Genomic DNA, 13405 nt, shown 5'->3' with positions numbered 1-13405 from the left:
GATACTCCTCGTTTGAGTTATTTATTGTTTCTTCTTTCAAAATAATAATGGTCTTCTACACCTTCAACTTTACCATTGCGGGTGTTATGTTCAGGTCTGACATTGTGGTGTGAAGGTTGGTTTCCGATGCCTCCTTCTCCAAAATCGTGACCATTTGAATGATCCTGAATAACAATCTTTTTACCATTAACTTCATACGTAAGTTCTCTCGTAAGGATGGGCTGGTTTTTTTCATTTAATATTCTTTTTCCATTTTTATCTGTTAAGGGCACCATCTTTTGACTTTCAGGGTTTTGTGTTCTTGGTATATTTAATTGTCGTTTAATTTCTTTTAAACTAGCTTTTCTAGATTCATGATGGTTTTTATTTAAGTTATTCTGCACGTCTAGTGTTGCTTTATTTTTTAATTTATTACTTACACCATTTAGTCCAAACGGCAAAAGCATACCCAGCGCCGCGTTCATACTCGCTTCCTGCTGTTCTTTGGAGATCTTATTCCCAAACATATCTCTACCAGTAATCGCTTCGCTGAAGCCGTTTGTTGCAGTGAGACCATATAATCCTTTTTGAGATGTCTTCAGGGCGTCAAAGGATTTTTGCGATGTCTTGTAAATGTCGACTGCCCTAACTGCGGCTGATGTGGCTTGAGTCGTTTTATAGACAGCTTTTCCGCCTTTGAAAATGCGGCCTGCCCAGCCGACGATTGGGATGTAGCCTGCTGCTGCCATGCCTCCTGCCGCGACTCGCTGGCCTGCGGTGAGTTCCTCACCCGTGATCGGATCAACACCTGTTGCGGCACGTTTTGCATCGTTCACACCAGTCAGTTCATTGACAATATTTCCACCGTAATCGAGCGCTTTTTCATACCAAGGACGGTTGGCGAGCGCTTCTTGTTCTTTTGCGATCTCGCGGGCTTCTTCTTGTTCTTTTTTGATTTTGAGATATTCAGCAGTTTGCTTCTCAATATCGCTTTTTGCCTTGTAGATTTCGCTATTTTGATATGCTTTCTTGTCAAAATTCATAGGCGAAATCGCTTTTCCATCATTTGTCGCATTCATCATTTCAGCGTACAATGCCATTGTAGCTTGCTGCTCCGTCTCTGACAAAGCATATTCATCTTTTAAATTTTGATCAAGCTCTCTTAGATCTTTGACTGTCTTTTTTCGTTCATCTTCCGCATCTTCTATTTTTTCGTCAAAGTTTTGGCTATCAAATACCTCTAGTGAAATGAGATCATCAATGTCTTGAAAAATCGTTTTGAGTGCCTTTTTTTGATCCTTTACAATGCTTTTGGCATTCTTGATTCCCATATGTACTGCGTTGTCTAAAAAGTGTTCTTCTACAAAGGTATCGCCACCAAAGCTCGTATCATCAAGTGTCCCAGAAACACCTTCATGAAAGGCTTTTTGCTTATCAATGAAATTGATAAACATGTCAACATTACCCGCTAGTTCTTTATAAAAGCTTTTAATGTTATCGGCACCTTTCCCAGTAAAATCATCACCGAGGTTGGCAACACCTTGTAATGCCTTTTTTAAATCTACCATTTGTTCGCGGAGTTCCTGATAGTGTTTTGCTCTTGTATCCATGGCACTGGTTAGTGCTTTTGCATCAAGTATCTTGCCCAGAAAGGTTCACTCCTTTCTCAAATAAGTATGTTTTATTTTAACAATATAAAAATAGGTAATGAATAGGTAAAAAGTAGCGAGTGATATGAAAGTGAATTAGAGAAGAACGCTACTATTCTAAATTCACTTCTATTTTGTGGTAGAAAATGTACAGTTTAATCCGATACATATAGAGTAAGACTATCTGAAGGAGTGATATTCTTGAAAAAATGGTTATTAGTAATGATCTTGTTTGTACTTGCTATTCTGCAATCACATCAAGTAGCACAAGCTGAAACTGCAGAATGGAAAAAGCTTGCGGACTTACCGGAGGCAAGAATTGGTGCTAGTACAGGAGTAGTAGACGGAAACATCTATGTTATAGGGGGAGGTTCTTATAATAAAGGATATTCAAATCAAACTTATATGTATGATCCCAGCATGAATAAATGGTTTGAAAAAAGTGTAATGCCAACTGCTAGGGGAGGGGCGGCAACAGTAACAATTGGCAACAAAATTTATGTTATAGCAGGGGGATCTGAAGATAGAAAGTTTAATAGTTTTGAAGTTTATGATGCAAAAAAAGATGAATGGACTAAGTTAGAAAATGTTCCGTTTAAGTCATTAAAAGGAGCATATAATGTACAGGGGGGAGCTATTGATAACAAAATTTATGTTCTAGGTGGGGGAGATGAATTTTATAGTTATAATGTAACCACACACGAATGGGTAAAAGAATCACAACCAAGTGTAATAATTAAAAATGCTACAAGTGTGGTTTCGAAAGGGAAATTTTATGCAGTTTCCGGTAATACAAAATCTATAATCTATGAATACAACCCTTCTAATAATAAGTGGACAGAAAAAAAAGACGGATTTAAAGGGGAGTATTTGTCTGCTGTTAATTATAAAGAAAATATATTAGTTACGGCAGTTGCTCCAAAATATCAATATCTTTATGACGTTAATACAGAACAGAAATCCTATGTGAATACGCCGCAAAGCGATATGCGTATTGCTCATTCTTCTGTGATTATAGATGATACTTTATATATCATAGGAGGTAGAATACCCAACAATAACTTTACTCAATTAGCTGATAGAAACTATAAATCGGTCATCTCTATCTCCTTAAAAGACCTGGAACTTCCAAACAACACAGAAACACCCGGTGACAAAGATCCAGAACCGACAACACCACCAAAAGATGATTCTACAAATCCAGGAGACAAAGACCAAGAACCAACCACACCGCCTAAAGACGATGCAACCGATGAAGATGGCGATGCCCTTCTCATCATCACAATGGTAAATGGCTTACAGAAAGAGTATGACCTTTCCATGAAAGAAGTCAACGCCTTCCTATCCTGGTACAAAAAGCGTGATGCCGGAGAAGGCCCGGGATTTTATGAGATTGACGAGCATGACAACAACAAAGGTCCTTTTGAAAGTAAAAAGGACTATGTGGTATTCAACAACATTCTCATGTTCGAAGTCAATAAATATAAGAAATAAATGAAATCAAAGCCATCTAGTCAAACTAGGTGGCTTTTGCGTTAGTTCGACAGCTTTCAGCAATTTTAAGGCAAATTTAAGATCGAATTTCATTTCAAATACATTAAATCTTTGTTACAATAAGACAGCTTTGCTCAAAAGAGACGTTCCAAGGTTCGACATTTTTTTAGCATTTCTTAAAATTTTTATGGTTTGATATGAAACTCTTTGAATGAGTCATGCGTCTCTATAAGTGTCAAAAGAAAAGAGGTTATCAATATGCTATTCAAAAAGCTATCAGAAAATAAGTCTGTAAAATGGATAGGATATACAAGCTTTTACTTACTTATTTTGCTATTATTGTTCTTTATTTACGGATTCCACACAGCAAATACGGGATCATTCATTTACAACGATTTTTAATTGGAGATTAAATTATGAAACTATTACAAACGATTCATGAATACCAGCAAACGAAACCAACACAGCCAGCATTTGTTTCTCAACATGCATCGATCACATATGATGAGCTTTGGCATTTATCAGACCAAATGGCTGGTGCGATCGATGCAGTCGCAGCTGGCAGTGAACCTGTCATTGTATACGGTCATATGGAGCCAGAGATGCTGATTTCTTTCTTAGGCAGTGTGAAATCAGGCAGACCGTATATTCCGGTCGATATCTCAATACCTGTCGAGCGTATCGTCTCAATTATTGAAAGCTCAAAAGCCAGTCTATTGATTTGTGCAAATGAGCAGAATGTATTAGATGTAGAAGAACACATTGAAGTGAAGAGTGCGGCATCGCTTTTAGCACTTGAAAAAGAAGCACCGCCATCCACGCAGTGGGTTCAACAAGATGATGTTTTCTACATTATTTATACCTCTGGCAGTACAGGAAAACCGAAAGGCGTTCAGGTAACTGCCAATAATTTAGAAAGCTTTACAGATTGGATGTGCCGTGACTTCCCAATTGGTGAGGGACGCACATTCTTAAATCAAGCACCATTTTCTTTTGACTTATCAGTGATGGATCTTTATCCAGCGCTTCAATCAGGCGGCACGCTTTACTGTTTAGTAAAAGATCTCGTCAATAAGCCAAAGGATATGTTTGCAGCACTTGGTCAATCTGACGTTGAAGTGTGGACATCAACACCTTCTTTTGTGCAAATGTGCTTAATGGACCCTTCCTTTACAGGGGAGCTTTTACCTGAGCTAAAAGTTTTCTTGTTCTGCGGTGAGGCGCTTCCTGTAGCTGTAGCAAGTGCACTTCTGGAACGTTTTCCAAAGGCGCAGGTCTTTAATACGTATGGTCCGACTGAAGCAACTGTTGCGATCACATCGATTGAAGTCACGCAGGCGATTCTTGATCAGCACGATTCTTTACCAGTCGGCTATGCCAAACCTGATACAGACATCGTCATTTTAGATGAAGAAGGCAAGACACTTCCTGATGGTGAAAAAGGGGAAATTGTCATCGTGGGGCCAAGCGTCACGAGAGGCTACTTAGGTGAACAAGCCTTAACGGATAAAGTGTTCTTTGAATACGAGGGACGCCCTGCTTACCGTACAGGTGACGCAGGTGTGGCGCAGGATGGATTAATTACGTGCCATGGCCGTCTCGACTATCAAATTAAGCTTCATGGATATCGGATGGAGCTTGAAGAAATTGAGTATCATGTGAGCGAGACAACCTATGTCAATGCTTGTGTGATTGTGCCATTCCAGCCAAACGGTCATGTCGAGTACTTGATTGCAGCGATTGTTCCAGCAGCTCATTCATTTGAAAAAGAGTATCAGCTGACAAGTGCGATTAAGAAGGAAATGGCGGATTCACTGCCAGCGTACATGATTCCAAGAAAATTTGTGTATCTTGAGCAGCTGTACATGACGCCAAACGGGAAGGTTGACCGTAAGAGAATCGCGAAAGAGGTTCTTCTATGATTCCGTTTAGTTCATTCTTTTTCTTCATTCTAATTGGTATTCTTCTTTTGCCGACGATCATTCTTGGTCTTCGCGGCAAAAGAATGCAGGGCTACAACATGTTTGCAACGGTGGTGGCGCTGGCACTTATTTTCTCAAAGGATGCCCATGGCGCGCTGCTGCTCTTCTTGTTCACGGTGTGGCAAGTCTTCATCATCCGCCTGTACCTTGCATATCGGTTAAAGGCGAATCAGGCATCTGTTTTCTATGCAGCAATGGTGGCATCTATTTTACCGCTTGTGCTGTCAAAAATTTTACCGTTCTTTTTAATTCATCATCCGCATCATCCGCCGCCAATGAACTGGCTGAGCTTTTTGGGGATCTCATACTTAACATTTAAAGGTGCTCAGTTAATTATTGAGACAAGAGATGGCTTGATTAAGAAGAAAATTCCGATTCACCGTTTGGTCTATTTCATTGTCTTTTTCCCGACGATTTCATCAGGTCCGATTGACCGTTACCGCCGATTTGAAAAGGATATGGATACGCCGCCTGAAAAAGAAGCATACAGTGATCTTCTATATGCCGGTATTCATAAAATTTTTATTGGCTTCTTATATAAGTTCATTATTGGCTATCTGATTCACACATATATTCTGATGAATATTCATCACATTAGCAGCAGTCACTTTGTTCAGCAGTTAACATATATGTATGCTTACAGCATGTATTTGTTCTTTGACTTTGCTGGATATACAGCATTTGCTGTAGGTGTGAGTTATATTATGGGGATTAAATCACCAGAGAACTTTAATAAACCGTTTATCAGCCGAAACATTAAAGACTTCTGGAATCGCTGGCACATGTCCCTGTCCTTCTGGTTCAGAGACTACGTGTTTATGAGATTTGTGTTCTTTATGACTAAAAAGAAGTGGATCAAGAACCGAATGGCTGTATCAAATATTGGGTACTTTGTCCTCTTTCTATTGATGGGTGCTTGGCATGGTCTTGCCCTTCAATATATTATTTACGGACTATATCATGCAGTTGTCATGTCCGGTTACAATTTATTTGAGAAATGGAATAAAAAGCACAAGTGGTGGCCGGATAATAAGGTCACAATGGTTGTGTCGATCATTATTACATTCCATGTGATTTGTTTCGGATTTTATATTTTTTCAGGAAAACCATTTCATCATTAATGATTAAGGGAGTAGAAAATTATGGAATTTAAAAATCAAGTATACGGTATTATTGCAGAGGTTTGTCAGGATGACGTTGTGAAAGAAAATCCAGAGATTGCGATTTTTGAAGAAGGTCTTCTTGATTCATTTGGTACAGTAGAACTGCTTATGGCAATTGAAAGTCAACTCGGAATCACTGTTCCGATTACAGAATTCGATCGTGATGTGTGGGATACGCCGAATCATATTGCTGAGCAGCTGGCAGAGATGAAGTAATGAAAAAGCGTTTTTTTGGGCCGCTTATTTTAGCGGCTGTTCTATTCATTGGTGTTCTTCTTGTACCAAATGCATGGCTCTCACACCTGATCCCAAAAGACAAATTACAAAAGTCAGCCACAGAATTAGATCCAGGGATGTTTCAAGGGCTTTATTTACAAGATGAAATGCTAAAAGATCCAACTTATTTGCCGATCTATGGATCTTCTGAACTATCACGTTTTGATCCATATCACCCTTCGAATTTCTTTCATGAGAATCCTCAAGGGTTTACACCTTATCTTATTGGAAAAGGTGGATCGCAATCATTAATTCATGCGATGAACTTTGCAGCGCATATGGATGAATTAAAAGGGAAGAAGCTTGTATTTATCGTGTCCCCGCAGTGGTTTGTGAAATGGGGATCTGACGAGAATCACTTTGCACCTAACTATTCAGCGCTTCAAGCGCTTAATCTCGCCTATAATAAAGAAATTGATCCAACTGTGAAAAAAGAGCTGATCAAAAGAATCATGAAGTTTAAAGCAGTCAAAAACGACATGGTGATCACAGAGCTTTTTAAAGCAGAGCTATCTGGGAACAAGTTCGCTTATGGCGCGATTTCTCCTATTGCGAAAATGTATTATGGCATGCTTCAAAAGAAAGACATGTACTATACGATTGGATCGGGGCATGAGCGCAAGCTTCAACCATCTCCTTCAGTCAAAGGAAAAACATGGGCTGAGCTTGAAAAAGAAGCGAGCATTTTTGGTGCGAAAAGAGCAGGGGACAACCCGTTTTATATTAACCAAAAACTGTTTGATCACAAGCTGAAACCGATCATGAAAAAGATGAAGGATTCTCGTGAAGGTCATTCTTATGCCGAATCACCAGAATACAAAGATTTTCAAATCATGCTGGATATTTTAAAACAGGCAGGGGCAAAGCCTTTGTTTGTGACAATTCCTGTCAACGGTAAGTGGTATGATTACACCGGTTTTCCGAAAGAAGGCCGTACAGGCTATTATGAAAAAATCAATCGTCAAATTCGAGATAATGGGTATGAAGTCGCAGATTTGACTAAGCATGAGTACGATCCATATTTCTTTAAAGATACGATTCATGTGTCTTATAAAGGATGGGTGTACATCGATAAGGCAATTGAAAAGTTTTACAAAGAGCAGTAGAATGCAGCAGCTTTCTGCTGCTTTTTGTTTGTCGAATCGACGGATATCTTGTATAACTATGGGAAAAGGGCTATGCTGTAGATGGAGGCGATATGATGAAGCATTCTGAGAAAAAAGAACTATTAAAGCGTTCGAAGAAGCATTTTAATGATCATGCCTTTTGGGAAAAGCTAAAAAAGACGGCACAAAAAGCTGGTGTCTCTCTTGTCTATGCTGTGCTATTACTTTACTATACATTGCAAAAACCCGAAGTGCCAGTCAAAGCAAAGACTCTGATTATTGGAGCTCTCGGCTACTTTATCCTTCCACTTGACCTCATTCCTGATACATTGATTGGTGTCGGCTATACAGATGATTTAGGGGCCATTACATTTGCTTTGCTTCAAGTAGCAATGTACATTGATGAGGATGTGAAAGGGAAAGCAAAAGACAGGCTGTCAAAATGGTTCGGAGAAAAAACCGATACGTCTTTGATTGATCAAAAGCTTGAGGATGGCGGTATGCCATCTGCATAAAGAAAAGCCTCCGTTATTGGAGGCTTCAGCGTGTAGTCAAACCCTCGCATTCTTTGTCAGTCTTGCGCGCTGATGCTCACGAATGTTCAATTCGCTCCGCGTCAGTGCTCGTCCTTCCTAGACTGCAAAGGTTTTCTATCACGCTGAAAAGAAGACAAAGGGCTAAAATGTTTTTCATTTTAGCCCTTTGTCAACAATCTGAAGCCTCCGTTATTGGAGGCTTTTTTCTTTACCCTAAAAATTTCACGCAAACTGGATGAGGGACGGTAATGTCTGATTGTAAGACAGTGAGACGTCCTGTTTCTTTGTCGCGTTTGTATAACACAAGATTGCTAGATTCTTGGTTTGAACCGACGAGGAATTCTTCTGTTGGATCAAGCACAAAATCTCTAGGCCAGTTTCCTTCAGAAGAAGCAATCTCGACTAGGCTTAATTGGCCGTCATCATCTGCTTTAAAAATCGCAATGCTGTCATGACCGCGATTTCCTGCATAAACAAATTGTCCGTCTGAAGAGACATGAATGGCACTGCCTTGATTGTTCTCTGTAAAATCGCTTGGAATGGTCGCGATTGTTTGGATCTCTTCAAAATGACCATCTTCAAAGTAACGAAGCACAATGACCTCGGAGCTTAGCTCTGTCATTACATATGCCACAGGTTTCGTTGGGTGGAATGTGATATGACGAGGTCCGCTGCCTGGCTTTGTTTCAAATGTATGAGCAAGCTCAAGTTTGCGGTCTTCTTTCTTATACGTATAAATTCCATCTGTTCCAAGGTCAACAGCCACTGCAAATTGTTCATCTGGCGTGAGACCCATAAAGTGAGTGTGCGGTTTTTCCTGACGATCTTCGTTAGGGCCAGTTCCTTCATGCTGCGCCTGTGAGAGCGTGCGGATCACTGAGCCAGTTTCAGCATCGATTTCATACATCTCTGCTGTCCCTTTATGATAATTCGCTGTATACGCCGTTTTCGTTTGACTGTCCACGCTGACGTGGCAAGGAGAAGCTCCATCGGCAAGCTCTTGGTTGATGAAGTGAAGTCTGCCTGTCGTTGAATCAATTTGATACGCAGCAAGGCCGCCCTGTGAGCCCTTTTTCACAACAGCATAAACAAACTTTTGATCCTCTGACACGGTTAAATATGTAGGATTTTCAAGTTCAGCAGCGACTTCTACTTGCTCAATCTGCTGCTTGTCCGTATTTAATGTAAACGTATAAACACCTTTACTGTCTCCCTTTGTATACGTACCAATATAACCTCTGATGTTAGCCATGTATTGCCCTCCTTCTATTAGATGCTCTCATTCTATCATAAATTCATAGGAAAACGCTTTAGAAAGGCATGTCAAAAGAAAAAACGAAGTCATTGAAATCTCACAATATTCATCAAAAATCATGTGAAAAAATATCACAAAAGTTTTCTCAAAAGAAAAGCGTTCATGTAAAGTAAATAAATTGAAGAAAAAATACAAAAAATTTTAAGTTTTTTCATTCCTTGTCTAGCAAAGGTGTAAGCGTATACATTTAATTTTGATTAGTCTAAATTGTCTAATAATTTTAAAAATGCTGTTGACACTGTATGGAAAGCGGCGTAAGATGGGTTCAACAAAAGCTAAACAAACACGCAGTGCAAGCGAGAGACACTTCAATATAAAGTGTCTGAAAATTCAACTACTTTTTGTTTGAAAGAGAGGGTGCTCACTGAAAATGGAAGACCAAAAGGAACAGTGGATCTTTTTAAACGATGAACTCGTGAAAAAAGAGGATGCGAAAATTTCAGTTTACGATCATGGCTTCTTATATGGCGACGGTGTTTTCGAAGGGATTCGCGTGTATAACGGAAATATCTTTCGAATGAAAGAACATTTAGACCGCCTGTATGATTCCGCTAGATCCATTATGCTGAACATTCCATATTCACTTGAGGAACTCACGGAAAAAATGATTCATACAGTTGAAAGGAACGGCTTAAAGGATGCCTATATCCGCCTTGTCGTCTCAAGAGGAGCAGGTGATCTTGGATTAGATCCTAACAACTGCGGGAGAGCCAATACAGTGATCATTGTAGAGCCGCTGGCCATTTTTCCAAAGCACCTATATGAAACGGGTATTGATATTGTGACGGTTCCAACAAGACGAAATCGTCCAGATGTCCTTAGCCCAAAAGTGAAATCATTAAATTATTTGAATAACATTCTTGTCCGAATCGAAGCCCATATGGCCGGTGTGAGTGAAGCGCTGATGCTCAACGATCAAGGGTACGTGGCGGAAGGTTCTGCAGACAACGTGTTTATTTATAAAAAAGGCAAGCTTTATACACCGCCAGGTTATATCGGCGCACTTGAAGGCATCACAAGAAATGCCATCATGGAGATTGCAGAAGACTTAGGCTACGAAGTGAAAGAAGAACCATTCACAAGACATGATGTGTATACAGCTGAAGAAGTATTTCTAACAGGAACCGCAGCCGAAGTCATCGCCGTTGTAAAAGTTGACGGCCGTACAATCGGTGAAGGAAAACCTGGGTTCCACACAAACAAACTTCTTGAACAATTCCGTAAGCGAGTAGTTGAAGAGGGAGAAAAAGTCGTTTTTGCAGATGAAAACATTCATGCAAGTTAAATAGATATCGATAAACGTTGAAGAGGACTAGTAGCTTTAGAGTCAGTATCTACAGAGAGCCGGTGCTAGCTGGAAACCGGTGTTACTTTCTAAAGTGAACTCACCTCTGAGTGTCTGCTTGAAATGATAGTAGGGCAGGCCGAGTGACATTGCTCACTCGTTACCAAAATGGACGAAAGATGTCCATGAGACGGCAGCAGGGTTTGCCGTGAACAAGGGTGGTACCGCGAAAAACAAAGCTTTTTCGCCCCTTTGACCTAGTGAAAAGTAGTGTCATTGTGGGGTGAGAAGGCTTTTTTATATGGTCTCATATCTCTATCTTGAATGGAAAAGGGTGAAAGGACTTGACTGAAGCAAGACAAAGAGGAGGAAATCAAATGGGGACAAATGTACAAATGGAGACGGAAAAATCAAAAGCACCACAAACGATGAACGGTGCACTCATGTTAATTGAAGCACTCAAAAGAGAAAAAGTAGAAGTCATTTTCGGCTATCCGGGCGGAGCAGTTTTGCCAATCTACGATAAAATTTACGATTCTGGTTTATTTCATGTCCTGCCAAGACATGAGCAGGGAGCGATTCACGCAGCAGAAGGCTACGCAAGAGTATCTGGTAAACCGGGTGTGGTCATTGCCACATCAGGGCCGGGAGCGACAAACCTTGTGACAGGAATTGCAGATGCGATGATTGATTCACTTCCCCTTGTTGTATTCACAGGGCAGGTGGCAACGTCAGTCATTGGATCGGATGCATTCCAAGAAGCAGATGTACTCGGCATCACAATGCCAATTACAAAGCACAGCTACCAGGTAAGGAATCCAGAGGAATTACCGGGTGTCATTAAAGAGGCATTCCATATCGCAACAACAGGCAGACCTGGTCCAGTCTTAATTGATATTCCAAAAGATGTCGCAGGCATTGAAGGAACCTTTGAATATGATCAGCCAATTGATTTACCTGGTTATCAGCCAAAAGTAGAGCCGAACTATTTGCAAATTCGCAAATTAGTAGAAGCTGTCAGCAGAGCGAAAAAACCAGTCATTCTAGCAGGAGCCGGCGTACTTCATGGCAAAGCATCTGAAGAATTAAGACAGTATGTAGAGCAGCAGCAAATCCCAGTCGCACATACACTGCTTGGACTTGGCGGATTCCCGGCAAAGCATCCTCTTTTCCTAGGGATGGCTGGTATGCATGGCACATATGCAGCGAACATGGCTCTTCATCAATGTGATCTGCTCATTTCAATCGGAGCAAGATTTGATGACAGGGTAACAGGCAACCTCAATCATTTTGCGAAACATGCGAAGGTGGCTCATATTGACATCGACCCAGCGGAAATCGGCAAGAACATTCATACCCATATCCCGGTTGTTGGAGACAGTAAGCTCGTTCTTGAAGAACTGATCAAGCAAGACGGGAAGCAAGGGGAATCAGACGAATGGAAAAATCAATTAGATCAGTGGAAGGAAGAATATCCACTCTGGTACGTTGAAAACGAAGCAGAAGGCTTTAAGCCTCAAAAGCTGATTGAATACATTCATCAATTCACAAAAGGTGAAGCCATTGTCGCAACTGATGTCGGACAGCATCAAATGTGGGCTGCGCAGTTCTATCCATTTGAAAATGCAGATAAGTGGGTCACATCTGGAGGTCTTGGCACAATGGGCTTCGGATTACCAGCAGCCATCGGCGCTCAGCTGGCTGATCAAGAGGCAACTGTTGTGGCAATTTTAGGAGACGGAGGTTTCCAAATGACCCTGCAAGAACTTGCCGTTATCCGTGAGCTGAACCTTCCAGTCAAAGTGATTGTACTCAATAATCACAGCCTTGGAATGGTAAGACAATGGCAAGAAATTTTCTACGAAGAACGCTACTCACATTCTAAATTTTCAGAGCAGCCAGACTTCGTCAAATTATCTGAAGCTTATGGCATTAAAGGAATCAGAATCTCATCAGACGAAGAGGCGAAAGAAAAGCTTGAAGAAGCCTTAACCTCTAGAGAGCCTGTTTTCATCGATGTCAATGTAGCGAGAGATGAAAAAGTATTCCCGATGGTAGCACCGGGGAAAGGACTTCATGAGATGGTGGGGGTGAAACCTTGAAAAGAATTATTGTGTTGACTGTATTAAATCGATCAGGCGTACTGAACAGAATCACAGGCCTCTTTACTAAAAGACACTACAACATTGAAAGCATTACGGTCGGCCATTCTGAGATTCAAGATGTATCACGCATCACGTTCGTCGTCCATGTAGACCAGGAGAAAGACATCGAACAGCTGACAAAACAGCTGAACAAACAAATCGATGTTCTGAAAGTAACAGACATTACAAACCAATCAATCGTTCAGCGAGAGCTGGCTTTGATAAAAGTCGTATCTGCACCAGCATCAAGAATGGAGATCACAGGGGTCATTGAACCTTTTAGAGCTTCTATTGTAGATGTAAGCAGAGAGAGTGTCGTCATTCAGGTGACAGGTGAGTCTTCAAAAATTGAAGCACTCATTGAATTACTTAAGCCATACGGCATTAAAGAAGTCGCCAGAACTGGCACCACGGCCTTTGCGAGAGATAATCAGCAAAAGCCGCAAACAAATAAAACAATTTCAATTGTCTAAACA

General features: G+C 40.7%; 12 protein-coding genes and 1 other annotated feature. Of the genes, 10 read left to right on the top strand and 2 right to left on the bottom strand.

Annotation, left to right across the window (positions count from 1 at the left end):
- Positions 1-17: 17 nt before the first annotated feature.
- A complete protein-coding gene (locus tag NST65_RS12595; protein WP_258521754.1) occupies positions 18-1628 on the bottom strand; it encodes a T7SS effector LXG polymorphic toxin in 1611 nt (536 codons plus the stop codon).
- 201 nt (positions 1629-1829) lie between these two features.
- Between NST65_RS12595 and NST65_RS12590 the strand changes: the two genes are divergently transcribed.
- The 7 genes from NST65_RS12590 to NST65_RS12560 all read left to right on the top strand — a co-directional run bounded on the left by NST65_RS12590 (position 1830) and on the right by NST65_RS12560 (position 8164).
- Positions 1830-3122: a kelch repeat-containing protein gene (locus NST65_RS12590; RefSeq protein ID WP_111926369.1), complete on the top strand. Its 1293-nt coding sequence runs from the start codon at positions 1830-1832 to the stop codon at positions 3120-3122.
- Positions 3123-3374: 252 nt separating this feature from the next.
- Positions 3375-3524 (top strand): teichoic acid D-Ala incorporation-associated protein DltX, encoded by a 150-nt coding sequence (locus NST65_RS12585; RefSeq protein ID WP_024427820.1) that lies wholly within the window; start codon positions 3375-3377, stop codon positions 3522-3524.
- 14 nt (positions 3525-3538) lie between these two features.
- Entirely contained in the window at positions 3539-5044 is a 1506-nt protein-coding gene (dltA, locus tag NST65_RS12580) for a D-alanine--poly(phosphoribitol) ligase subunit DltA (RefSeq protein ID WP_111926371.1), read from the top strand.
- The gene (gene dltB / locus NST65_RS12575; protein ID WP_111926373.1) at positions 5041-6225 is read left to right on the top strand and encodes a D-alanyl-lipoteichoic acid biosynthesis protein DltB; all 1185 of its coding nucleotides are present in this window, start codon (positions 5041-5043) and stop codon (positions 6223-6225) included. The genes dltA and dltB overlap by 4 nt, the downstream gene beginning before the upstream one ends.
- A gap of 21 nt (positions 6226-6246) precedes the next feature.
- Positions 6247-6483 carry a D-alanine--poly(phosphoribitol) ligase subunit 2 gene (gene dltC, locus NST65_RS12570; protein ID WP_024423191.1) on the top strand — a complete coding sequence of 79 codons (237 nt, stop codon included), beginning with the start codon at positions 6247-6249 and terminating at the stop codon, positions 6481-6483.
- Positions 6483-7649, top strand: coding sequence for a D-alanyl-lipoteichoic acid biosynthesis protein DltD (dltD, locus tag NST65_RS12565; RefSeq protein WP_025092477.1), 1167 nt, complete (start codon positions 6483-6485; stop codon positions 7647-7649). The genes dltC and dltD overlap by 1 nt, the downstream gene beginning before the upstream one ends.
- A gap of 95 nt (positions 7650-7744) precedes the next feature.
- Positions 7745-8164 (top strand): YkvA family protein, encoded by a 420-nt coding sequence (locus NST65_RS12560; RefSeq protein WP_111926375.1) that lies wholly within the window; start codon positions 7745-7747, stop codon positions 8162-8164.
- A gap of 229 nt (positions 8165-8393) precedes the next feature.
- Here NST65_RS12560 and NST65_RS12555 read toward each other — a convergent pair whose 3' ends face one another.
- Entirely contained in the window at positions 8394-9437 is a 1044-nt protein-coding gene (locus NST65_RS12555) for a lactonase family protein (protein ID WP_024427824.1), read from the bottom strand.
- Between the two features lie 433 nt (positions 9438-9870).
- On the opposite strand from NST65_RS12555, the gene ilvE reads away from it, so the two are divergent.
- The 3 genes from ilvE to ilvN all read left to right on the top strand — a co-directional run bounded on the left by ilvE (position 9871) and on the right by ilvN (position 13402).
- Positions 9871-10785: a branched-chain-amino-acid transaminase gene (ilvE, locus tag NST65_RS12550; RefSeq protein ID WP_024427825.1), complete on the top strand. Its 915-nt coding sequence runs from the start codon at positions 9871-9873 to the stop codon at positions 10783-10785.
- A gap of 8 nt (positions 10786-10793) precedes the next feature.
- Positions 10794-11040: a binding site (T-box leader), on the top strand.
- A 122-nt stretch (positions 11041-11162) separates the two neighbouring features.
- Positions 11163-12887 (top strand): acetolactate synthase large subunit, encoded by a 1725-nt coding sequence (ilvB, locus tag NST65_RS12545; RefSeq protein ID WP_025092480.1) that lies wholly within the window; start codon positions 11163-11165, stop codon positions 12885-12887.
- Complete coding sequence (gene ilvN / locus NST65_RS12540) at positions 12884-13402, top strand: acetolactate synthase small subunit (protein ID WP_007501584.1); 519 nt, start codon at positions 12884-12886, stop codon at positions 13400-13402. The genes ilvB and ilvN overlap by 4 nt, the downstream gene beginning before the upstream one ends.
- The last annotated feature ends 3 nt before the right edge of the window (positions 13403-13405 follow it).

Source organism: Bacillus sp. FSL P4-0248 (assembly GCF_038593305.1).
Taxonomy (GTDB): domain Bacteria; phylum Bacillota; class Bacilli; order Bacillales; family Bacillaceae; genus Bacillus; species Bacillus safensis.
This window is presented reverse-complemented; position numbering and strand designations above follow the sequence as displayed.

Bases quoted from the DNA above. Each gene is read 5' to 3' on its own strand.
- dltA (WP_111926371.1), top strand. From the start codon at position 3,539: ATGAAACTATTACAAACGATTCATGAATACCAGCAAACGAAACCAACA.
- dltB (WP_111926373.1), top strand. From the start codon at position 5,041: ATGATTCCGTTTAGTTCATTCTTTTTCTTCATTCTAATTGGTATTCTT.
- dltC (WP_024423191.1), top strand. From the start codon at position 6,247: ATGGAATTTAAAAATCAAGTATACGGTATTATTGCAGAGGTTTGTCAG.
- dltD (WP_025092477.1), top strand. From the start codon at position 6,483: ATGAAAAAGCGTTTTTTTGGGCCGCTTATTTTAGCGGCTGTTCTATTC.
- NST65_RS12560 (WP_111926375.1), top strand. From the start codon at position 7,745: ATGAAGCATTCTGAGAAAAAAGAACTATTAAAGCGTTCGAAGAAGCAT.
- NST65_RS12555 (WP_024427824.1), bottom strand. From the start codon at position 9,437: ATGGCTAACATCAGAGGTTATATTGGTACGTATACAAAGGGAGACAGT.
- ilvE (WP_024427825.1), top strand. From the start codon at position 9,871: ATGGAAGACCAAAAGGAACAGTGGATCTTTTTAAACGATGAACTCGTG.
- ilvB (WP_025092480.1), top strand. From the start codon at position 11,163: ATGGGGACAAATGTACAAATGGAGACGGAAAAATCAAAAGCACCACAA.